21 protein-coding genes and 2 pseudogenes are annotated in these 21,935 nt (G+C 65.2%); 9 read left to right on the top strand and 14 right to left on the bottom strand.

Translation table 11 applies throughout. The features are described 5' to 3' along the window. Positions 1 to 113: 113 nt before the first annotated feature. Genes GA0116996_RS25680 through GA0116996_RS25665 form a run of 4 tightly spaced genes read left to right on the top strand, consistent with a single transcriptional unit; the run spans position 114 to position 4,634 of the window. Positions 114 to 1,232, top strand: coding sequence for an iron-containing alcohol dehydrogenase (locus GA0116996_RS25680; protein WP_092317336.1), 1,119 nt, complete (start codon positions 114 to 116; stop codon positions 1,230 to 1,232). Next, positions 1,232 to 2,626, top strand: a complete 1,395-nt coding sequence (locus tag GA0116996_RS25675; RefSeq protein ID WP_092317333.1) for an amidase — start codon at positions 1,232 to 1,234, stop codon at positions 2,624 to 2,626. Before GA0116996_RS25680 ends, GA0116996_RS25675 begins: the two co-directional genes overlap by 1 nt. A 23-nt stretch (positions 2,627 to 2,649) precedes the next feature. Continuing rightward, on the top strand, positions 2,650 to 3,567 hold the full coding sequence (locus GA0116996_RS25670) for a tryptophan 2,3-dioxygenase (RefSeq protein WP_092317330.1): 918 nt from the start codon (positions 2,650 to 2,652) through the stop codon (positions 3,565 to 3,567). A gap of 20 nt (positions 3,568 to 3,587) precedes the next feature. Further along, on the top strand, positions 3,588 to 4,634 hold the full coding sequence (locus tag GA0116996_RS25665; protein ID WP_092317327.1) for a glutathione S-transferase family protein: 1,047 nt from the start codon (positions 3,588 to 3,590) through the stop codon (positions 4,632 to 4,634). Positions 4,635 to 4,724: 90 nt separating this feature from the next. Here the strand turns inward: GA0116996_RS25665 and wrbA are convergent, their stop codons facing one another. Together wrbA and GA0116996_RS25655 are read right to left on the bottom strand one after the other, a co-directional pair. After that, entirely contained in the window at positions 4,725 to 5,351 is a 627-nt protein-coding gene (gene wrbA / locus GA0116996_RS25660) for an NAD(P)H:quinone oxidoreductase (RefSeq protein ID WP_092317324.1), read from the bottom strand. 17 nt (positions 5,352 to 5,368) lie between these two features. Further along, a complete protein-coding gene (locus GA0116996_RS25655) occupies positions 5,369 to 6,319 on the bottom strand; it encodes a ring-cleaving dioxygenase (protein ID WP_092317321.1) in 951 nt (316 codons plus the stop codon). Between the two features lie 318 nt (positions 6,320 to 6,637). Between GA0116996_RS25655 and GA0116996_RS25650 the strand changes: the two genes are divergently transcribed. From GA0116996_RS25650 to GA0116996_RS25635, 4 genes and pseudogenes are all read left to right on the top strand, one after another. Next, the gene (locus GA0116996_RS25650) at positions 6,638 to 7,549 is read left to right on the top strand and encodes a LysR substrate-binding domain-containing protein (protein ID WP_092317318.1); all 912 of its coding nucleotides are present in this window, start codon (positions 6,638 to 6,640) and stop codon (positions 7,547 to 7,549) included. A 242-nt stretch (positions 7,550 to 7,791) separates the two neighbouring features. Then, positions 7,792 to 7,905: pseudogene (locus tag GA0116996_RS25645) on the top strand (transposase); the annotation flags it as partial. Between the two features lie 185 nt (positions 7,906 to 8,090). Then, entirely contained in the window at positions 8,091 to 8,354 is a 264-nt protein-coding gene (locus GA0116996_RS25640) for a type II toxin-antitoxin system Phd/YefM family antitoxin (RefSeq protein WP_092317315.1), read from the top strand. After that, on the top strand, positions 8,351 to 8,620 hold the full coding sequence (locus tag GA0116996_RS25635) for a Txe/YoeB family addiction module toxin (RefSeq protein ID WP_092317312.1): 270 nt from the start codon (positions 8,351 to 8,353) through the stop codon (positions 8,618 to 8,620). Before GA0116996_RS25640 ends, GA0116996_RS25635 begins: the two co-directional genes overlap by 4 nt. A 379-nt stretch (positions 8,621 to 8,999) precedes the next feature. Here the strand turns inward: GA0116996_RS25635 and GA0116996_RS25630 are convergent, their stop codons facing one another. The 8 genes from GA0116996_RS25630 to GA0116996_RS25595 all read right to left on the bottom strand — a co-directional run bounded on the left by GA0116996_RS25630 (position 9,000) and on the right by GA0116996_RS25595 (position 16,407). Further along, positions 9,000 to 9,260, bottom strand: coding sequence for a gamma-butyrobetaine hydroxylase-like domain-containing protein (locus GA0116996_RS25630; RefSeq protein WP_311734389.1), 261 nt, complete (start codon positions 9,258 to 9,260; stop codon positions 9,000 to 9,002). A gap of 8 nt (positions 9,261 to 9,268) precedes the next feature. Next, on the bottom strand, positions 9,269 to 10,267 hold the full coding sequence (locus GA0116996_RS25625; protein ID WP_092317306.1) for a HEAT repeat domain-containing protein: 999 nt from the start codon (positions 10,265 to 10,267) through the stop codon (positions 9,269 to 9,271). Positions 10,268 to 10,361: 94 nt separating this feature from the next. Next, on the bottom strand, positions 10,362 to 11,138 hold the full coding sequence (locus tag GA0116996_RS25620) for an ABC transporter ATP-binding protein (RefSeq protein ID WP_092317304.1): 777 nt from the start codon (positions 11,136 to 11,138) through the stop codon (positions 10,362 to 10,364). Further along, positions 11,135 to 11,980 carry an ABC transporter permease gene (locus tag GA0116996_RS25615; protein ID WP_092317301.1) on the bottom strand — a complete coding sequence of 282 codons (846 nt, stop codon included), beginning with the start codon at positions 11,978 to 11,980 and terminating at the stop codon, positions 11,135 to 11,137. The genes GA0116996_RS25620 and GA0116996_RS25615 overlap by 4 nt, the downstream gene beginning before the upstream one ends. A gap of 14 nt (positions 11,981 to 11,994) precedes the next feature. Beyond that, positions 11,995 to 13,419: an ABC transporter substrate-binding protein gene (locus tag GA0116996_RS25610; RefSeq protein WP_092317298.1), complete on the bottom strand. Its 1,425-nt coding sequence runs from the start codon at positions 13,417 to 13,419 to the stop codon at positions 11,995 to 11,997. Positions 13,420 to 13,458: 39 nt separating this feature from the next. Then, positions 13,459 to 13,704 (bottom strand): 4Fe-4S dicluster domain-containing protein, encoded by a 246-nt coding sequence (locus GA0116996_RS25605; RefSeq protein ID WP_063237363.1) that lies wholly within the window; start codon positions 13,702 to 13,704, stop codon positions 13,459 to 13,461. Between the two features lie 24 nt (positions 13,705 to 13,728). Next, complete coding sequence (locus GA0116996_RS25600; RefSeq protein WP_092317295.1) at positions 13,729 to 15,516, bottom strand: fumarate reductase/succinate dehydrogenase flavoprotein subunit; 1,788 nt, start codon at positions 15,514 to 15,516, stop codon at positions 13,729 to 13,731. Between the two features lie 39 nt (positions 15,517 to 15,555). Continuing rightward, the gene (locus GA0116996_RS25595; RefSeq protein WP_092317292.1) at positions 15,556 to 16,407 is read right to left on the bottom strand and encodes a GntR family transcriptional regulator; all 852 of its coding nucleotides are present in this window, start codon (positions 16,405 to 16,407) and stop codon (positions 15,556 to 15,558) included. 219 nt (positions 16,408 to 16,626) lie between these two features. Here GA0116996_RS25595 and GA0116996_RS25590 point away from each other — a divergent pair. Continuing rightward, positions 16,627 to 17,296: pseudogene (locus tag GA0116996_RS25590) on the top strand (type 2 periplasmic-binding domain-containing protein). Between the two features lie 356 nt (positions 17,297 to 17,652). Here the strand turns inward: GA0116996_RS25590 and GA0116996_RS25580 are convergent. From GA0116996_RS25580 to GA0116996_RS25565, 4 genes are all read right to left on the bottom strand, one after another. After that, positions 17,653 to 18,669, bottom strand: coding sequence for a LysR family transcriptional regulator (locus tag GA0116996_RS25580; protein ID WP_141693769.1), 1,017 nt, complete (start codon positions 18,667 to 18,669; stop codon positions 17,653 to 17,655). A gap of 62 nt (positions 18,670 to 18,731) precedes the next feature. After that, entirely contained in the window at positions 18,732 to 19,838 is a 1,107-nt protein-coding gene (locus GA0116996_RS25575) for an S-(hydroxymethyl)glutathione dehydrogenase/class III alcohol dehydrogenase (RefSeq protein WP_092317286.1), read from the bottom strand. A gap of 45 nt (positions 19,839 to 19,883) precedes the next feature. After that, positions 19,884 to 21,251, bottom strand: a complete 1,368-nt coding sequence (locus tag GA0116996_RS25570) for a nucleobase:cation symporter-2 family protein (protein ID WP_092317283.1) — start codon at positions 21,249 to 21,251, stop codon at positions 19,884 to 19,886. A gap of 33 nt (positions 21,252 to 21,284) precedes the next feature. Beyond that, positions 21,285 to 21,929 (bottom strand): glutathione S-transferase family protein, encoded by a 645-nt coding sequence (locus GA0116996_RS25565; protein WP_092317280.1) that lies wholly within the window; start codon positions 21,927 to 21,929, stop codon positions 21,285 to 21,287. Between the last annotated feature and the right edge of the window lie 6 nt (positions 21,930 to 21,935).

The following is a 21,935-nucleotide window of genomic DNA, read 5'->3' as shown; positions in this document are numbered from 1 at the left end:
AGATTCCTGGACGCTGCGTTCCGCAATTCCGCGGGCACGCGCGCAGCCGATTCGCCTATCTTCCTACTCGGATCGACGCCCGATCCCATACGAAAACACGGTGGAGATGTGGAATGAATCAGTTGAAATGCCTGCCGCAGGAAGAGATTGTCTGGGGACTCGACGTGCTGAAGACCGTCGCAGCGTCCATGGGGAGCTACGGCATCCGCCGTCCGATCATATTCACCGTCGAGTTCCTTGACGCATTGAACCGCGAGCACCTGCAGCCTGCCGTCGGCGACAGCGTTGGCACCTTCACCGGCCTGCCGCCGCATGTTCCCGATTTCGCCGTCCAGGACGGGCTGCGCGCCTGCCTCGGTGCCCGTGCGGAATCGATCATCGCGCTCGGCGGCGGCTCCGTGCTCGACGCCGCCAAGGCGGTCTCGCACCTGCATTTCCAGCAGACCGGCCGCTACCTGCCGATTGCGGCGATTCCCACCACGCTGTCGGGTTCGGAGTTCTCCCACTATTTCGGCGTGACCGAGACGGATGGCCCGCGCAAATTCAAGCGCAGCCATGCCGTCCGCGAAACCACACCCAGGCTGGTGGTGCTCGATCCGAGGATGATCGTCGATACCCCGCGCATGCTGCTGCTGAGCTCGGCCATCAAGGGCATCGACCATGCCGTGGAAGGCATGCGCCGGGTCGACGTGGATCATCCTCACGCCATCCTCGCCGCCAGGGGCGTGGAGCGCTTCCTGGCCGTGCTGGAGAAGTGGCCGCGCAAGCTCGAAACGCGGGATGCCATCGCGGGCGGCCTGGTTTCGACCGACGACCTGATGCAGCTTCAGCTTGCCGCGTGGCAGTGCTACTTCTATCCCGCTTCGGTCATCTATGGCCTGAGCCATCGCATCGGGCACATCCTCGGCGGAACCTTCGGCGTCGCTCACAGCCTGACCTCCTGCATTGCGCTGGCGCCCGTCATCCGGGCCTGTGCCGGCGCCTATGGCCGCAAGCTCGAGATCTTCGCCATGGACCGTGGCAGCCGCACGCCTGCCGCCTTCCTCGCCGACCGCATCGAGGCAGTCGTGGACGCGCTGCAACTGCCGAGCCGGCTCGGCCACCTCGATTTCGACCGGGCCAGGCTTCCCGAGATGGCGGCGCTGCTCAAGCAGAACTATCCCGCCGAGGTCAGCGACCTGGGCGACAACGCCGGCACCAGGCTGGATGCCCTGCTGGAGGGGATGTGGTAATGAACCGCCAGCCCTCCGACAGCTTCCCGCACCCCGCCGGCCTGCGCAACGCGCTCGAGGCCCTGGCCAGCCGGGAGATCACCGCGACAGGCCTGGCTGAAGCGGCACTCCACCGCGCGCAGGCATGCAAACAGTCACTCAACGCGTTCGCTGCCATTGACGGGGCGCGCGCCTTGCAGGCCGCGGCGGAAAGCGACCGTCGCTACCGCGAAGGCAGCCAGCGCCCGCTGGAAGGTCTGCCGATCGCCATCAAGGACCTGATCGACACCAGGGACATCGAAACCCTGTACGGATCGACGGCCTGCCGCGGCAATGTTCCCGCAGCCGACGCCGACATCGTGAAGATCTTGACGGATTGCGGCGCCATCGTCATCGGCAAGACCACCACCCACGAATTTGCGTGGGGCGTGACCACCGCCAGCCCCAGCTTCGGCGACACCCTGAATCCCCGCGACCACACCCGCATTCCAGGCGGCTCGAGCGGCGGCGCCGCGGCGGCGATCGCGCATGGCGCGGTCATGGCGGGCGTGGGCACCGACACCGGCGGCTCAGTGCGGATTCCGGCGGCGCTCTGCGGTGTGGTCGGCTTCAAGCCAACGCTCGGCACGCTTTCTACGCGCGGTGTGTTTCCCCTGGCGCTCACCTGCGACCATGTCGGCCTGCTGGGCTCACAGGTCGATGACGTGCGGGTGCTCGCCGAAGCCGTCGGCATCGGGAATTCCCACGCCGATGCCAGGCTGTCCCCTCGCCTCGGCATCGTCCGGCACATCGCGCCGGTGCCGCTGAGTGCGGAGATCGCCAGCGCCTTCGATGGAGCAGTTGAAAAACTGGCCCAGGACTTTGCCTGCGAGGACCTCGGCGGAACCCGTCGGTTTGATGCCATGTTCGACACCGTGTTCGATGCCTTCGCGGCCATCGTCCTCATCGAGGGCGGCATCGAGCATCTGCGCCGCCACGAGTGGGATCGCATCGCCACGCATTACAACCCGGAAACGGTCGACCGACTCCGGCGCGCACAGGCCATGGATCTGCGCGCCTATGCGGCAGCCCAGCAGGCGAGGCGAGAGTTTACGGCCCGGCTGCATGCGGCAATGTCGGCGTTCGACTTTCTCGTGTTGCCGACCTGCCCTTGCACCGCGCCGCGCCGCGACGCCGGCACGGTCGGCATCGGCGACTGGACCGGCACGGTTCGCGAAGCCCTGATGACCTACACCGCCCCGTTCAACCTCGCCGGCTTTCCCGCCATCTCGATTCCCCTGCCGTCCCGCAACGGCGGCCTTCCGGCGGCGTTGCAGATCGTCGCCCGGCCCGGCGGCGACGCTGCGCTGCTGCGGGTCGCGCAGCAGATGGAGTCGTTGCTGGGGACCGCCTGCGGTGCACCAGACTTGCCCTGACCCACCACCACGAGGAGACCAGCATGAACCATACCGTCAAGCCCGCATCCCTGGCGCCGGCAGAAGCGCCCGCCGGCCATACGCCCTACAGCGACTGGTTGCAGACCGAGCTGCTCCACTCGCTGCAGCACCCCGTCAGCGCTCATCCCGGCGAGCACGCCTGGATCGTGTCGGCGCAGGTGTCCGAGCTCTACTGGATGCTGATCATCCGGGAAATCCAGGCCGCGCAGGCGCAACTGCGTGCCGACGACCTGGCTGGCGCCTGCCGCACGTTGCGGCGCGTCGTCGCCCACCACGAGCCGCTCAATGCGACCTGGCGCTCCATTGCGTGGATGACACCGGTCGACCTGCTGGCGATCCTGTCCTGCGTTGGTCCGAAGTATGGCAAGGACACCGCGCTCCAGGGCTGGACCTTCCGCCAGATGGTCTACCTGCTCGGCATCAAGCAGGGCGAGCACCTGCAGCACTTCCTGCCGCAGCCCCACCGCTGGCAGCAACTCAGCAAAGCACTGGCAGAGCCGAGCCTGTACGACGACGTGCTTGCCCATCTGAGCCGCCAGGGCTTCGCCGTGCCGACGCCGGCACTCGACCGCGATTTCAGCATGCCCTATACGCCGGACCAGGCGGTCGAGAAGGTCTGGCGCGACGTCTACGCCGATCCGGACCAGCACCGCGAACTGCAGCAGCTCGGCGAGACGCTGGCCGATATCGCGGAGGGATTCGCCGCATGGAAACACCTGCACCTGATGGCCACGCGCCGGACCTTCGGCGCAAGGCCGGCCTACTTCGGCACCGAGGGCATTGCCTGGCTGCTGCCAACCATGAACGAGATCCCGTTCCCGGAACTCTGGTCCGCGCGCGGCTTCATCGGCGATCCACCCGCGGTGTGCCCGCACGCCCGCGGGCAGCAAGGCGGCCGGGAAATGGGACGGCGTGACTGACCATCGAGCTGGAAGAAACCATGCACAATGATTCCATAAGCAGCCTGGCAGCCTGTGCCCGCGCTGCCATCGCCGATCCTGCACGGATCACCATCGTGGGGAACGATGCAAACCCGCGCTTCGAGCTGTTCCATGCCGCGAGTTCCCTGTGCTCCCAGAAAGTACGCACGGTGCTGTTGGAAAAACGGTTGCCGTACCGATCGAACGACATGCTGATCCTGAGCGCGATGGGTCCGGACGGCGTCATTCCGGCAGAACACTATCACCCGCCCTACGTCCGCCTGCGGCTGATAGCCGGACAGGAAATCGGACGGGAGTTCGTCACCGGCTATAGCGGACGTCCCTCCGTGGACACCGATGGGTTCGATCCCTGCGCGGTGCCGTTGCTCGTCGACCACGAAGCCTCCCGCGTGATCGCGGATTCGCGGCGCATCTGCTGCTATCTCGACGCGGTGTCGCGCGCGCCAATCCAGCTCCTGCCCGACGATGACCAGGAGCGTGCCGCGGTAATGCGTCAAGTGGAGATTGTCGACCAGATGCCGAACGGCGCCCTGCTCTATGGCTCGCATCCCGACGCCGACCGGCGGCCCGACGCGCTCAAGGCGATCATGGAAACAGTCTACGATCACAAGATCGCCGCGATCGAGGCCATGCTCGCCGACAATGCCGAAGACAACGAACTCGTTGCCGCCTATCGCGCCAAGCTCGCCAAGGAGCGAGGCGGCCGGGCGGTGCGCCGCGATGCCGCATTCCAGCGCGCCGCGCGCCATCACGTCGAACGCGTGTTGAAGGAGCTGGACCGTACCCTGGTGACTGCACCAGCGCAGTATGTTGCGGGACACGCGTTCTCTCTGGGGGATGTGCTGTGGGGTGTCAACCTGGTGCGGCTGGCATACCTCGGGCTCGCGCCAATGTGGGACGACCTGCCCAACGTTGCCCGCTATGCCGAGATGCTGGCCAAGCGCCCTTCGCTCTGCAGGGAGGCGATCCGCGCCACTATCGACTCGCTGCCGCCATCGCAACAGATGGACGCCCTGGGAAGCTGCGTGGAGACGTCCCCGGCCTGAGCGGCAGCCATCCTGTTACCGGCCTGTGCCGATGAAGAAAAAGGGCGGAGACTGCGAGTCTCCGCCCTTTCTTGCGCTCAAGCTCTACGTTCAGGCTGCTACCGGCTCCGGCTGGACGTGCAGGGCGCGGGCAACAGTCGTCACCCTGCGGCCCTGGTACCGTGCAACGTCGAGGTGATCGTCGTCGGGCTTCACGGTGTCACGGTGCGAGACGTGCGTTGCGCCGTACGGGGTGCCAGCCTTGAACATCGCCGCGTCGGCATAGCCCAGCGGAACGATGATCAGTCCCAGGTGCGCCATCGGCGTGTAGGCCGCCAGTAGCGTGGCTTCATTGCCGCCGTGGCGCGAGGACGTCGTACCGAACACCGAGCCCACCTTGCCGTTGAGCTTGCCCGCGAACCAGAGGCCGCCGAGCCCGTCGATATACGATTTGAGTTCGGCCGAGATCGTCCCGAACCGCGTCGGCGTGCCGAACACGATCGCGTCGGCCCACTCGGCATCGGCTTCGGTCGGCGCCTCATATTTCGCGTTCATCTCCGTGGCGTTCTCGAGCCAGCCCGGCGCCTGCCGCATGACATCGGGGCCGACGAACTCCCGCACACGCCGAATGCGCAGTTCGGCGCCAGCCTCGAGGGCGCCCTCGGCGACAGCCTTGGCGAGCAGCTCGGTAGAGCTGTTCCGTGAATAGAAAACGATCAGTACTTTTGGCTTGCGCATATCGATCTCCGGCAACCTCATGCAGAAATGGGCTCGAGCCGGCCCAGCAGTTCGTCCTTGCGATCCACCAGCCAGGGCGGGAGCTGGAACTCTTCGCCGAAATGGCCGGGCGCTTCATCGATCGCGAAGCCGATGTCGGTGGTGGCGGCCTCGAACATCACGCCGCCGGGCATCTTGAAGTACATCGAGCGGAAGTAATTGCGGTGCACCGACTCGGAAGTGTCGATGTAGCCCAGCGCAAACAGCTTTTCCTTCAGGATCGTCTGCTGTTCGACGTTGTCCACGGCGAAGGCTACATGGTGGATCGTCCCTTCGCCGTAGATCGACGAGCCCTGATGCCGGTCGGGCTCATGCAGGAACTCGACGACCTTACCCGGGCCGCCGGTGTACGTCTCAAAGCGGTAGTACGGCCCCGCCTGGCCGACGTTTCGGAAGCCAATCGCTTCGCTCATGAAGCGGATGGATTCAGCGACATCGCGCAGCGACAGGGTGATGCTGTGCACGCCGCGGATGGCATGGATGGCGGGGATATCGCTTGCGACGCAAGCCGGACGCGGGTCGAGATCCGTTTCGACGAGATCGAACTCGATGCCACACGGATGTTCGAACCGCTGGCGACGCTCGCCGAAGCGCTCGACGATCTCGCTGTCATACGGCACGTTCATGGCATCGAAGCGGCTACGCCAGAACTCGAGCGAGCCCTTTGGCACCGAGTAGTTGATGACGCGCACCTGGCCCGATCCCTGGCGTGCCATGACCCCGCGCTGGCGGAACGGAAACGACGTCACCAGCGTTCCCGGATCGCCATTCGCGTTGCCGTAGTACAGGTGGTAGATGGGATCCTCGCCGTCGAGCAGCACGGTCTTTTTCACGAGGCTCTGCCCGAGCAGCTTGACGTAGAAATCGACATCCTCCTGCGCGTGCCGCACGCCGGCAGTCAGGTGATGAAATCCCTTGAGCATTGTCATGTCCTCTCCAGTTTAAATAGGGATGTGGAAACAGCGCACAGCCGCTCCTGCGCAACAGCTTATGACGGCAGATTCCGCTTGGGCAGTCGTCAGGGGTTGTACGCAGGGTTCGGCAAACTTGGACAATGGCGCCCTGTCGAGACGCGGAGCGTTCCGCCGGGCAGGAAAAAATGGACCCGGCGGCCGCCGCAAACGCGGCGATGCGCCAAGGGCTTGCCCGGGTGGCAGCGGGCTGCGGGCGTGGAGTATGATCCGCGTCACCCACTCGCTTCTTGACCATCGCCGCCCCCATGGGAATGGCCGGCAAGCCTCCATGAAATGCTCGACCTAAAGGACGTTTATTACTTTGTGCAGGTGGTCGACCGTGGCGGATTCACCGCGGCCGGGGAAGCACTCCGGCTTCCGAAGTCCACGCTGAGTCACCGCGTAAAGGAACTGGAATCCTCGCTGGGCGTGCGACTGATCAACCGGACGTCGCGCCAGTTCGCGGTAACGGAGGTGGGGCAGGAGTTCTACCAGTACGCCATGGCGCTGATGCGCAGCGCCGAGCTTGCCGAGGAAGCGATGCGTCAGCGGCTGGCAGAGCCGAGCGGCGTGATCCGCGTGACGACGGCGACGGACATTGCCCAGTTCGCGCTGCGCCATGTCTTGCCGACCTTTCTCTGCGACCACCCCAAGGTCAGGATCGAAGAAACTGCCACGGACAGGGTCGTGGACATCGTCGGCGAGGGCTTCGATCTGGCGATCAGAGGCCATGTCGGCCAGCTGCAGGACTCCAACCTGGTTCAGCATCCCCTGGCCAGGACGCCGTGGTATCTCTTCGCAGGCCCGGACTATCTCGAGCGAACGTCAGTGCCGGCAGAGCCCGCGGCGCTGGAATCTCACGCCATCCTTGCCATGGCCGGCAAGGGCGCGTCGCCATGGCAATTGCTGGGCCCGGACAAGCGCGTGGCCACGGTGCAGTTTGAACCGAGATTCCTCAGCAACAGCCTGATCTCGCTGAAAGAGGCGGCGTGTGCGAACGTGGGGGTCGCCGCGCTGCCGGTGTACGCCTGTCAGGCGGAGCTAACGGCCGGCTCGCTCAGGCAGATATTGCCGGATTGGATTGCGGCGGACGCTCGTATCACCGCCCTCATCCCCTATCGCACGGGCCTGCTTCCAGCGGTCCGCACGCTCGTGGACTATCTCGCCGTGGTGCTACCAAAGGTGACGGCGTTTGACCACAACTGAGCCTTCGGCGCGCTGGCTCATTTGAGCGATCCCATCACCGGAAAATGGCAACAACAAGGTTCTACCTCGTTGCGATGTTCTCAGGTCAGAGCAGCCAGCAGGCATGCCATGCGCCGCCTCGCCGGCCGGCACGGGCGGCACGGTTGCTTTCAGGCGTCATCATCCACGGCTTCGCGCCGGTCGGCAAGATTCGGCACCAGGCCATCGCAGGCGCTCGAGCCGTGGGCTGGGATCGAGCGCCTGTCGAGGGCATCAACAACACTATCAAAGTGATCAAGTGCCGGGCCTACGGTTATCGCGACGAGGAATACTTCTTCCTCAAGATCCGCGCAGCCTTCCCCGGTATTCCTCGATGAACCCCAAAAAAAAGGACCTGGATCGCTCCAAGCCCTTGATTTCACCGATCCTCAACGTGGCCTTTCCTGCTTATACGGGCCGCTGCTAACCGCGGCTACACAGCCATGTGTCTCCCCAATCCACTCTGCACGCAGACCTGCTATAGTTGTACAAGTTATAGTACCAGTTATCCGAGGAGTGCGGTATGCGTACCATCCATTTCTCCGACGCCCGCAGCAACCTAAAGGCAGTCATGGACCAGGCCATTGCCGACCACGACGCGGTGCTCATCACGCGCCGCGACGCGCCGAACGTGGTCATCATGTCGCAGGAGCAGTACGACAGCTGGATGGAAACGATGCACCTGCTCAACTCGCCGGCTAACGCAGCGCGCCTGCTGCGGTCGATACAGCAGCACCGCGCTGGCATGGCCGAGAAGCACGACCTGATCGACCCGGATGCTGAATGAGGCGCCAGCTGACCTTTATGGCCGATGCTTGGGAAGACTATGTCTATTGGCAGGGCCAAGACAAGAAAACGCTCAAGCGCATCAATGCCCTAACCCAGGACGCCCAACGCGAACCGTTCGACGGGCTCGGCAAGCCCGAGCCGCTGAAAGGCAACCTGTCGGGCTACTGGTCACGGCGCATCGACGACAGCAACCGCTTGGTGTATTTCGCCAACGACGATGAACTGACCATCATCGCTTGTCGGCTTCACTATGGCGACAAGTAAGCGCTATAACCGCCTGACGGTGCTGCTAGGGTTCATACTCACCCCCGTCTCCTCCCTTTCACCGAAGAAATTCCAGCCCGCGCTCGCAGCGGGCTTTTCTTTGTTCACCGATGCTTTAGGTCTTCGCCCAGCCACCGGCATGTGGTGGCGTCTGTGCGGACGCAAGGAATTTGCTGCCTTTGCCTGTCGGGAAGCTCCCGGCGTTACACCGGCAGAGGGGGCGCAGGCCGGACTGCTGGCGAACTGCGCCTACACCCCCCGTGCCCGTCAACCGTCCTGGCACCAGCTTCGCTATACTTTGGGCCGGCCAGCGATGCGCGATCTCCGCTCGGCATCGAGGTGGCGCGGCCACGCGGGTGGCTGCTCGAACGCGCTAGTGCTACAGCATCTGCAGGTACGACCACGGATAAATGCCGCGCTCATGTCCGTCGCTGAAGAACAGCTGGATGCCATACCCCATCTCTGCCACTGCAACAATGCGCACGCCTTGCGCCGTGACGGCTTCCACCGCCTGGTAACGACAGGCAGCGCAACGGCATGCGGCGCGAAGCCGTGCATGTTCCAGTGACTGGCGCCGGCCGTCGGGCCAGTCGAGCTGCAGCCTGCCTTCGGCGGCCGCCACTTCGATGAGGGTCGGCACGACGCTGTTCATGCCGCACCATAGCGGTGACCGATCTGGGCCAGCGCGATCCGCGCCGCCTTGCGGACCTCTGGGTCGGCGTCGCTGGCAGCGGCAGACAGCGCTGGCAACGCCGCCGGGTCCCGCAGGCTGCCCAGCGACAGCGCAGCTTCCTTGCGCAGGTTGCTGATCGCATGCCCGAGCTGTACCGTCAGCGGCTTCAGCGCGCGGCGGTCGCCGATCTTGCCCAGCGCGCGCGCGGCCTGCAGCCGGACCTGCCAGTAGGCGTCTTCCAGCGCGTTGACCAGCGACGGCACGACCTCGGCGAATTTCAGCTTGCCCAGCGTCTGCGCGGCCTCTTCGCGCACCTGCCAGGCGTGGTCGCGCAAGGCGGACAGCAGCGCATCCCGCGCCGACACGTCCGCTGCCAAGCCAAGCGCACCTGCCGCGGCGCGGCGGACGTCGGTGTCGGCGTCGCTGGCGGTGACATGCGCCAGCGCGGGCAGCGCTTCGTTGCGCTTGAGCCAGCCCAGCACGGTCACCGCTTCGCGCCGTACCGGCGCGGCGGCATCGGACAGCGCCGCCGTTGCCGCATCGAACGCGGGCGTGTAGCGCAGTTCGCGCAGGCCGCGCCAGGCCGATGCGCGCACAAAGGGTTCGTGGTGCGTGACCCACGGCAGCAAGGCCGCGCCAGAAGCAGGCTCCTTTAGTTCCGAAAGCGCCTGGGCGGCGGCTTCGGCCACCTCGCGGTCCGCATCGGCCAGCGCTGCCGCCAGTGCCGATACCACCTGTTCGGCTTCCCAGTTGGCCAGCGTGCGCGCGGCTTCGGCGCGTACACCCGGTGCCGGGTCGGATTGCAACCGGTGCAACAGCAGCGGCACGCTGGCTTCGTCCTCGAGATCGGCGAGCTGCAGCACCGCCACCCGGCGTACGGCGGGGTCGGGATCGGTCAAGCGTGGCGCCAGCGTGTCGATAGCGGTGGCCAGTACGTCCGGCGCATCGTCGGGTAAGGCAGAAAAAGGCGACATGGTGGATATCGGTAGCATTCGGCATTCCTCATGCGGCGCGCCCCAGCGCGCCGTAAGCGGTGTGGGTTGACGAGGGGTCCGCGCCCCGGAAGCCCTACTGGAGCAACGCACGGCAATGGCGCTTGAGCCGGATAAAGGCGTCGTCGGTCAGCAGGTCGCCCTGGCGGGGGCGGTCGAAACGAACCACGATATCGTCCAGGATGCGGCCGGGGCGCGGCGACATCACCAGCACGCGGTCGGCCAGGAACAGCGCTTCGTCGATATCGTGGGTGACAAAGACCACGGTCGTGCGCATCTGCGTCCAGACGTCGAGCAGCAGCGACTGCATATGGGCACGGGTCTGCGCATCGAGCGCGCCGAATGGCTCGTCCATCAGCAGCACGCGCGGCCGGTTGATCAGCACGCGCGCGATTTCCACGCGCTGCTGCATGCCGCCGGAGAGCTGCGCAGGATAGCGACGCGCGAAGCCGCCCAGCCCGACCAGGTCAAGCAGCGCCTGCGCCTCGCGCTCGCGCTCCGCAGCCGGCATGCCCTGCATCTTCAGGCCAAAGCCGACGTTGTCGAGCACGCGCTTCCACGGGAACAGCGAATGCTGCTGGAACACCAGCCCGCGTTCCGGCGCCGGTCCACGCACGGGCATGCCGTCAAGCAGGATCTCGCCGGCCGCGACCGGCAGGTGGCCCGCGATGGCGCCCAGCAGCGTCGACTTGCCGCAGCCCGACGGCCCGAGGATGCAAACGAACTGCCCGGCGGGGATATCGAGGGAGAGCTGGTGCACGGCAACGAAGGTGGCATCGCCCTTGCCCAAGGCGACGTCGATGCCGCGCACCTGCAAGCGTCCCGCGTCGATGGTGTGGCCGGATGCCGTCATGCGCGCACCTCCTGCAAGCGTGTCCACGGCATCAGCCACGCGCCGGCGCGCTTGATCAGTGTGCTGCTGCCCATGCCGAAGGCGCCGATCAGCAGCATGCCGACGACGATATCGGCGTAGTTCTGCAGGTTGTAGGCTTCCCACGTGTAGTAGCCGATGCCGTACTGGCCGGCGATCATCTCCGCGGTCACCAGGCAGAACCACGAGGTGCCCATGCCGATCGCCAGCCCGGTGACGATGCTTGGCAGCGCCGCCGGCAGCAGCACCTCGGGAAACACTGCCCAGCGCCGTGCACCCAGGCTGCGGGCGGTGGCGACCAGCCGCGCATCGGTGCGCTCGACGCCGTGGATGGTGTTGAGCAGGATCGGGAACAGCGCACCGATGAAGGTGATGAAGATCATGCTCAGTTCCGACGAGGGAAACATCAGGATTGCCAGCGGAATCCACGCCACGCCCGGGATCGGCCGCAGTACTTCCAAAGGCGGCAACAGCAGGTCTTCCAGCCAGCGCGAGCGGCCGATCAGCATGCCCAGTACGATGCCGGCCAGCGCGGCCGCGCCAAAGCCGGCGAATACGCGCGCCAGGCTGTTGCCAAGGTGCAGCACCAGCTTGGGCGACTGCAGCAGTTGCCAGGCGGCGGGCACGACGTCAGTGGGTGCCGGCACATTGGCAAAGGTGACGATGCCAAGATGCGCCTTGTGCGAGGAGGCCAGTTGCCACAGCACGATGCAGCCGGCCAGCGCGGCAATCCGCACCAGCCAGCGCGCCAACCGTGCGCGGGACTGCCCCGCGATGGTGGACGCCACGCGTGGCGCCCCGACATCAAGGGTGATCGAGGTCATGGGCGTGTTCCGCTTCAGGGATTGCTGGCGACCGCAACGGCGGCGCCGCTGACGGCGGCATAGCTGCGCACGCTGCCGCCATGGCTCCTCGCGTAGCTGTCGGCCGAGCCCTTGAGCAAGAAGGCGCTGACCTGCCCCTTGCCGTCTTGCACGTACCAGACCTTGTCGGCCAGCAGCTTCAGGCCGGTATTCCGGTCATGCACGTAGAGCACGCGCGCCTTCTTGCCTTCCTTGGCGGCCTGCCGCAGCGCGGCGAAGGCGGCTGCCGGCGAGGCGTAGTTGCGCACCGTGGGCTCGCCCTGCAGCCACAACTGCGCGGCGAGCTTCGGATCGGCGATGGGCTTGCCGGTGGTGGCGTCGCTGGCCGCCAGCGGCTGCTTCTCATACGACCTCAGCCGCGCGTCGTAGTCGAGGCCTTCCAGCTTGAACGCCTCGCGGATAAAGCGATCGTCGATCACGGCGTCGGCAGTCAGGTCGGCGTCGGTACGCTTGAGCAGCTTCAGCGTCTCGATCGAGGTCTGCAAGGCCTGCCGGTATTCCGGCTTCCACGTGTAGTCGCGGTTCTGCAAGCCGAGGGGGCCGTGGAACAGGTAGTCCACCTCGGCGTCGATGCCGGTCACCTTCGCTATCAGCTCGCTGTACTTCTCAGGCTCGGCGGCCATCAGACGGTCGGCCTCGATGGCGGCGCGCAGGTAGGCGACCACGATCTCCGGGTACTTCTGCGCATAGGCCGCATTGACCAGCGCGCCGTGGAAGGTCGGCGCCTCCGCCTGCGAGCCGTCATAGATCTTGCGGCCAAAGCCGCGGAAGGTGAACAGCTCGGGGAATGGCACGAAGTTGGCATGCCCGTCGACCTTGTGCGCCTGCAGCGCCGAGCCGCCCACCTCCGGCGACTGCGACACCAGCGTCACGTCCTTGTCCGGGTCCCAGCCCTGGCGTCTGATCGCGCGCAGCAGCATGCCGTGCGCGGTGGAGCCGAACGGCACCGAGATGGTCTTGCCCTTGAGTTCGGCCAGCGACTGGATCGGGGAATCGGCCGGCACCACGATACCGTTGCCGGTGCCGATCGCATTGCCCGACAGCGGTGCGATAAACAGGCTCTTCTTGCCGGCCTTCTGGAACGCCGCGGCGTTGAGCGAACCAGGGAAGTCCGCCATGGCCCCAATATCGAGCTTGTCGGCCACCATCTCGTTGGTCAGCGGCGGACCCGAGGTAAAGTTCTTCCACTGCACGTCGTAGCTGACGTCCTTGTATTTGCCGGTACGCGGCAGGTATTTGTCGAGCAGCTTCAGTTCGCGGATCAGCAGGCCGCCGGTGGCGCAGTTGATGGTGGTGTCCTGCGTGCCGATGGCGATGCGGATGGTCTCTGCGCCGGCGGTGCCGGCCAGGCTTGCCGTGGCCACGGCAAGCAGCAGGCAAATGCTGTAAGACGTCTTCATGGGGCGTTCCTGTGGTCGGTTTGTTGTCAGGCGATGCAGTCAGCGCAGCAAGTACGGGATCTCGACCCGTACCGCGCCAGTGGGGCAATCCTTCTCGCAAGGCATGCAGTACCAGCACTCGTCGAACTGCATGTAGGCCTTGCCCTTGCTCACGTCGATGGCCAGCAGGTCCATCGGGCACACATCGACGCATACCGTGCAACCCTTGTCTGCAATGCACTTGTCTTCATCGATGGTGACGGGCGCGCTGCTGCGCTGGGCGATTTCATGCGGGGTGTAGGCCATGGCTCGGTTTCCTCATTGCAGGTCTCATGCGGCTGCCAGGTTGGGTTCAGCGGCTGCGGTGCCGACGGTTGTGGCGCTTGTGGCGGTCGTGGCGGCGGCGCGGCTCACGCGCAGCCGCTGGTAGGCGGTGGCGTCATCGCCCTCCACCGGCACCACATAGGGCTCGATCGCGCGCTTGTGGCTGACCATGCGGCCCGAAGCGTCCTTGCTCAGGTGCGTATGGCAGAACCATTCGGCATCGTTGCGCTGCGGATAGTCGACACGGTGGTGGTACAGTCCCCAGCGGCTCTCGGTGCGGAAGAGCGAGGCGCGCGCCGCCATCTCGGCGCAGTCGCGGATCGCCATGACCTCGACCGCGCGCATCAGTTCGTGCGGATTGGCGGCGCGGATCTGGCCGATGTCGTCGGCAATGGCATCGAAGCGCTGCAGGCCGATTTCCATCTTGCGCGTGACCTTGGGCGGCTGCAGGTAATCATTGACCATGCGCCGCAGCTTGTATTCCACCTGCGCCGGCGGCAGGCCGTGTTCGCGCGCCAGCGGCGCGAAGATGCGCGCGCGCTCGGCGTCGACCTGCGCCGCATCCGTTTCCGGCAGGCCACGCCCGGCGACGTAGTCAGCCGCATTCTGACCGGCGAACCAGCCATAAGTGAACGCGCCCAGCATATAGTTGTGCGGCACCGCGGCCATGTCGCCGGCGGCATAGAGGCCGGGCACGGTAGTTTCGGCGCGCTCGTTGACATGCACGCCCGAGGCGCTGTGCCCGCTGCAGAAGCCGATCTCGGAGATATGCATCTCCACCATCTGCGTGCGATAGTCGGTGCCGCGCCCGGCGTGGAACTGCCCGCGGCTGGGGCGTTCGTTGGTGTGCAGGATGGTCTCGATGGTCTGGATGGTCTCTTCGGCCAGGTGGTCGAGCTTCAGGAACACCGGGCCGTTACCCCCCTGCAGTTCCTGGTAGAACTCCCACATCATCTGGCCGCTCCAGTAGTCGCACTCGATAAAGCGCTCGCCCTTGCCGTTGGCGGTATAGCCGCCCAGCGGGCCGGTCACGTACGCGCACGCCGGCCCGTTGTAGTCCTTGATCAGCGGATTGATCTGGAAGCATTCCAGGTTGGCAAGCGCCGCGCCGGCGTGGTACGCCATGGCATAGCCGTCTCCGGCATTGGTCGGGTTCTCGTAGGTGCCCATCAGGTAGCCCGAGGCAGGCAGGCCCAGCCGCCCGGCGGCGCCGCAGCAGAGGATCACCGCGCGTGCGCGCACCACGTGGAAGTCGGCGGTGCGGCAGTCGAAGCCCATCACGCCGCATGCGGCGCCGTTGCCATCGGTCAGCACGCGGGTGGCGACGATGCGGTTGGTGATCTCCACGCGCGCGCGCTTGAGCTGGCGGTACAGCACCTTCTTGACGTTGTGGCCCTCCGGCATCGGCAGCACGTACGAGCCCATGTGGTGGACCTTCTTTACCGCGTAATCGCCGGTCTCGTCCTTCTCGAAGCGCACGCCCCATCGGTCGAGCTGCTCGATGGTGGCAAAGCTGTGGCGCGCATAGGCATAGACCGTGGACTGGTCGACGATGCCGTCGTTGGCCACGGTGATCTCGCGTGTGTATTGCTCGGGCGTGGCGTGACCGGGGATCACGGCGTTGTTCAGGCCGTCCATGCCCATCGAGATCGCGCCGCTGCGCTTGACGTGCGCCTTGTCGATGAGCAGCACGCGCAGCGCGGGGTTGCGCTCCTTGGCCTTGATCGCCGCCATGGGTCCGGCGGTGCCGCCGCCGACAACGACGATGTCGTATTCGTGGGTCAGGGTGTTCATGCGAAGGCCTTCACGTTGGTAGCGAATTCACTGGAGGATCTACGCCCGACTTGCGGACCGGGACACTGAGACTGGCGGGTCTTTGGCCTCGGTGGCGCGTGTGTCGGTCGAAGCTCTGTGCCGGTCTGCGCGCAGCCGGTACTGGAACGCGTCGCCGCGGAAGTAGAGGAACTCGTAATCGATCGGTGTGCCCTGCGCGTCGTGGGTCAGGCGCTCGATGCGCAGCACCGGCGCGTTATCCTGGATGCGCAGGGCGCGGGTGAGGTCTTCATCGGCGAGGATGGCGTCGACGCTAAGATCGGCGTGGCCGAGCCTGACGCCGCAGTCGTTCTCCAGGATCACGAAGATGTCACGCGTGGCAAGGTCGGCGGTCAGCAACCGCATGCCTATATCCTCTGGCACCCACGTCAATTCCAACGATACCGGCTCGCGGTTGAGCAGGCGCACGCGCCGTATCTCCACCACCCGATCGCCCTCATTCAGCCGCAGACGCGAAGCGACGTGGCGGCTGGCCGGAACGCATCTGCAGCTACGCACCTGATTCAGGATCTCATAGCCCATGCTCGACATCGCCTCGGCAAAGCCCTGCAGGGAAGTGACGTTCTGAAATGCGCGCGGCTTGGAAACAAAGGTGCCCTTGCCGTGGATCCTGAAGATCAGCCCCTCTTTCTGCAGGTCGCCCAGCGCCTGGCGCACGGTAATACGACTGGCGGAGAACTCTTCACCCAACTCGGCTTCCGACGGCATTCGGTAATGCGGCGGATAGCTGCCGTCGAGGATGCGGGAACGCAGCGCGTCCTTGATCTGGGTGTAGAGCGGTTGCGGGATAGGGATGGTTGCGGAGGATGCCAGATGCGCAGGCAGCGCAGTGGATAGGACGAGGGCAGTCATCAGATCGACATATCGCGTTATGACAAGTTGGAAGCACTGTACTAACGACCCCCGGGAACAAGGAACGAAGCAATTCGGATATCTAACGATGAATTCCAGCATGCTCGTCTGGCTCTCGTTGTCCGCCCACCGTCTGCCTGGCACGCTGAATATCCTTATCCGAAAGGCTTCTTTGTTCGCCGCGGCCCCGGGCGATAGCATCGTCTCCTCCTTGTTCTTATGACCAGACATGGCCGCGCTCCCTATCGACCTTCGCTTCGCCGCTGCTGCGGCACTGTCTGCCTTAGCCTGAACGCCGCCTGGGCGGATGCCACACTGGACCGCATCAAGCAGCGCGGCAAAGTGCCCATCGGCGTGCTCGTCGGCGGCAGCCTGTTCGGCTCGATCGAGGCGAACTGCTCGGCTATGCGCCAACACCGTTCTATCGCGTCGGCGGCACGACCGCCGTGCCAAAGCGCAGCGGCATCGCCAAGTGGGAGGATCTGCGCGGCAAGACCGTCTGCGCTTCGCAGGGCAGCAGCTACGTCAAGCCTTTGCAGGAGCAGTACGGCGCTCAGGTGCGTGGCTTCAAGACATCCGCTGAATCGTTGCTGGCGCTACGGGGTGGCCAGTGCATCGCCGCCGTCCATGACGCGACGTTGATCCACCCTCTGGTGCGTAGCAACGCCGACTGGGCGGACTACGCCGCGCCGATCTCCACCGAGATCCTGCCTGCGCCGTCAGTGGTGTGGACCCGCAAGGGCGAAGCCGACACCATCGCCGCGGTCGACAAGATCGTCCAGGAATGGCACCGCTCGGGCTGGCTGATCGCCACCGAAAAGCGCTCGGCATCACGCCGCCGCAGCCGCTGCTGCCCGAACTGCAAGCACGATTCAAGAACGCGTCCTGACCAAACTCTACGCCCCTAGCCCTTTCTGATATGAGAAGAGTCTTCAGGCCGACTCGTCCGGTTGGCCGCCCTGAGGCCGAAGGCGCGGCTGTCGTCAACGGTGCTGCTCCTCGGTCATAGGGTATCAACGCGCTCGCCACAGGATCCGCGAGGAAGCGCCGGCGCAAGTGATAAACCGTAGCCCAATGGATTCCAAGCAATTTGCCAGCGTTCTCAGCTTGCTTACGCGTAAGCGGAGCCGTCCCAAGCGGACGTAAAACCCTTGCAATCGCTAGTTCTCTGCTGTTCGCCAATTGCTTCAAATAACGAGGGGGCTCGATGAAATCCGCGGAGCAACCCGGCAAGCGTGAAGCCGGTCAGTCCGTCCTCGACGCTGTCGCGAGGGCCTGGCCCCGCCGGATGTCTTCGGCAACCGCTGCAATCTCGCCGCGCAGCCAGCGGTGTGCCGGATCGGCATGCCGGCGGCCATGCCATACCAGCGAAACGGTGAAGCCGCCGACTTCGACGGGCGGTTCGAGCACTTGCAAGGGAACGGCGCTGCCGAGACGCCGGGCAGTCAGTTCCGCGATCAGGCCGATCAGGTCAGACTGCGACACCAGCAGCGGCGCCAGCAGGAAATGCGGCATGGTCAGGGAGGCCGGTGCGCGGATCCCAAGCGTTCCATAGAGTCCGTTGACGGCCTCCTTCACCGCGCCGTAGGTGCTGCTGGCGCGCAGGTGCTTGCCCTGGCAGAACTGTTCGAGCGACAGGCTGCCTTTAATCTCCGGATGTCCGATGCGCACCATGGCCTTCAGCCGGTCCGAGAACAGCTCGCGCACGTAGAAGTTCGGTGGCGCGCTTTCCTCGTTCCACAGCACCAGGTCGATCGTGCCGTCCTTCAGTGCGGCGAGATCGTCCTGCGGCTTGAGCGGCCGGATGTCCAGGTCGATCCCCGGCGCGGCCGCGGTCAGGCGCTGGATCAGCAGGGGCAGCAGGATAAAGCCGATGTAGTCGCTGGTTGCGATGCGGAATGTGCCGGTGAAGCTTGCGGCATCGAAGCCCTCTGCCGGCCGCACCAGCGTCTCGAGCGCGTCGAGCGCGCGCTGCAAGGGCTCGGCCAGTTCGAGCGCACGCGCGGTCGGCACCAGGCCGCGGCCCATCGACACGAACAACGGGTCATGAAACAGGTCCCGCAGCCTCGCCAGCGTATGACTGACGGCCGACTGGGTCATGTTCAGCTCCACCGCCGCCTTGGTGACGTTGCACTCCTTGACCAGCGACGCGAAGACTTGCAGGGACTTCAGATCGACGTTATGCAAACGTTCTCCGGCATCTCCGCCGCCGGCCATGGCTGCATGGCGGCGCGGATGCGCTTCAATGTGGGTGGAGACCAAATTGTAGCCGCTGGTCGGGCAGCGCCCCGGCTGGCGCTGCCCGCGGCATGTCCAGCGCGGGGCTAATAGAGGACGACGGAGCGGATGGATTCGCCCCGCTTCATCAGGTCGAAGCCCCGGTTGATCTCGTCCAGGGTAAGCCGATGCGTGATCATGTCGTCAATGCGGATCTTGTTTTCCATGTACCAGTCGACAATCTTCGGGACATCGGTGCGGCCCCGCGCGCCGCCGAACGCCGACCCTTTCCACACCCGGCCAGTGACCAGCTGGAACGGCCGGGTGCGGATCTCCTCGCCCGCCGCCGCGACGCCGATCAGGATGCACAGCCCCCACCCCTTGTGGCAGCATTCGAGCGCCTGACGCATGACCTGCGTATTGCCGATGCATTCGAACGCGTAATCGGCGCCGCCGTCGGTGAGCTGGATGATGTGGTCGACGACATTGTCGACCGCTTTCGGATTGATGAAATCGGTCATCCCATACTGCCGCGCAATGGCTTCCCGCGCCGGATTGATGTCGACGCCGATGATCTTGCCGGCGCCGACCAGCCGCGCGCCCTGGATGACGTTGAGCCCGATGCCGCCCAGGCCGAACACCACGACATTTGCCCCGGCCTCGACCCTGGCGGTGAATATCACGGCACCCAGGCCGGTGGTGACCCCGCAGCCGATATAGCAGACTGTGTCGAATGGGGCGTCTTCGCGGATTTTCGCCAGCGCGATCTCGGGAACCACGGTGTAGTTCGAGAACGTCGACGTGCCCATGTAGTGATAGATGGGACGGCCGCCGGCACTGAAGCGGCTGGTTTCGTCCGGCATCAGCCCGCGCCCCTGGGTCGCGCGGATCGCCTGGCACAGGTTGGTCTTCTTCGACAGGCAGAACTTGCATCCGCGGCATTCCGGCGTGTATAGCGGAATCACATGGTCGCCGCGTTTCAGGCTCTTGACGCCTGGCCCGGCGTCGACGACAACGCCGGCGCCCTCATGTCCGAGGATGGCGGGGAAGATGCCCTCCGGATCGGCACCGGAGAGCGTGTAGTAGTCGGTGTGGCAGATGCCGGTGGCTTTCAGTTCGACCAGCACTTCGCCCTCGCGTGGCCCGGCGAGGTCGACGGTTTCGATGGTCAGGGGAGCGCCTGCCTGCCACGCAACAGCAGCTTTGGTTTTCATTGCAGTCCTTGCACGCAAGTGGGTAATGGGACGGCGGATCCGCTATCAGCGCGAGCCTTCCGGCAAGGAAGCAGCCAGCTGCTCCTGCCGGGATCCGCCCAGTACGTTGAAGAAGAGGTTCAGCAAGACCGCGGCGAGCGCGGCCAGCAGGATGCTGCTATGCAGAAGCGGTGCCAGTTGCGCGGGGAATTTGGCGAAGAATTCAGGCTTCACCACCGGCAGCATGCCGATGCTCACGCTGATGGCGATGATGTAGGCATTGAACGGGTTGTTGTCATAGTCGACGGCAGCCAGCATCCGCACGCCGCAGGCGGTGATCATGCCGAACATGATCAGCCCCGCGCCACCCAGCACGTATGCGGGCACCAGCGCGACCAGCGCCGACATCTTCGGGAACAGGCCCAGCGCCATCAGGATCACCCCGCCCATGGCGCAGACCCAGCGGCTGCGCACGCCGGTGATGCTGACCAGCCCGACGTTCTCGGCGTATGAGGTGTAGGGAAAGATATTGAAGACCGCGCCGAGCAGCGTGCCCAGTCCGTCTGCCCGGAAACCTTTGACCATCGCGGCTTCGTCGACAGGCTTGCCGACGATCTCGCCGACCGCGACAAACATGCCGGTCGCCTCGATGAACGTCACCAGCATGACGATGGACATGGCAACGATGGCCCAGAAGTCGAACTTCGGCATGCCGAAATGGAACGGCAGCACCAGCCCGAACCACGCAGCTTCGCCGACCGGCGAAAAATCGATCGAGCCGTTGACGGTAGCCACGCCCATGCCGAACACGATGCCCAGCAGGACCGCGATGTTGCGGATGAAGCCGTTGAAGTACTTGGTCAGGGCCAGGATGAAGGCGAGCACCAGGAAGGACATGCCAATCAGTTTCGGGCTGCCGAACTCCGGATGGCCCGTTCCGCCGGCGGCCCATTCCGCACTGACCACCATCAGGCATAGGCCGACCACGAGGATCTCCGTGCCGATCACCACCGGCGGGAAGAAGCGCAGCCCTTTCGCCATCAGCGGCGCGATGGCAATGCCGAGCAGGCCCGAGCAGATCATCGAGCCGTATATGCCGAGCAGGCCCAGTTCGGGGTTGGCACCGATGGCGATCATCGGTCCCACGCCGGTAAACGACACCCCCATCATGATCGGCAGCCGGACGCCGAACCAGCGGGTGCCGACGGCCTGGACCAGCGTGATCAGCCCGGAAACGAACAGGTCCACGCTGATCAGGTAGGCGACCTGCTCCTTTGGCAGTTTCAAGGCCATGCCGATGATCAGCGGCACCGCGACCGCGCCGGCATACATGACCATCACATGCTGCATGCCGAGCACGGTCAGGCGGCCGGCCGGGAGGACTTCATCGACCGCGGCACGCGAGTCGGCGGGGATATAGCGCTTGATTTTCATGGTGTCTCCTCCGGAATATGGTTTTTTTTGTCTCTATGGCGCCGGGGCGGACGCGGCGAAGATGCCCGACATCACGATGAAGCCGGGCACGCGCCTGACCCGGTCGGTCCACCGGCGCAGCGCGGGATAGTCGATCAGCGGGATCCCGCCCTCGTCGGACAGCGCAACATACGGAAAGCAGGCGATGTCGGCCACGGTCGGGCGATCGCCGCTGCAGATCCAGCCGGCGTGCTCGCGCTCGGAAAACCAGAGCTGCTCGTCCAGCACGCGGAACAGCGCATGCGCGCCAGCGCGCGCCTTGTCTGCATCGAGCGCATAGCGCAGCAAGTCGTGCAGCCGCGCCGCCGATGCCGTGCCGGTGATCGCATCCGCAAACGCAAGCCACATATTGACCTCGGCCAGCCGCTTCGGATCGTCGGTGGGATACCAGCTGCGCGTCGCGTCGTAGCGCGACGCGAGATAGCCTAGGATCGCCTGCGCGTCGCGCAGGACGAAACCGTCGTCGTCGAGCACCGGCAACTGGCCGAGGGGGTTCAATGCCAGGAAGGCATCGCCCTTGTGCTCCTGGCCGGGAAAAAACTCGACGTTCTGCTTCCGGTATTCCAGGCCCAGGATATTCATGAAGAGGCGCAACTTGTAGCAGTTGCCGGACAGCTCATAGTCGTAAAGGGTAATCATCGGCAA

Source organism: Cupriavidus alkaliphilus (assembly GCF_900094595.1).
GTDB classification, from domain to species: Bacteria; Pseudomonadota; Gammaproteobacteria; order Burkholderiales; family Burkholderiaceae; genus Cupriavidus; species Cupriavidus alkaliphilus.
Note: the sequence above shows the minus strand (reverse complement) of the source record. Positions and strands in the feature narration are given on the sequence as shown.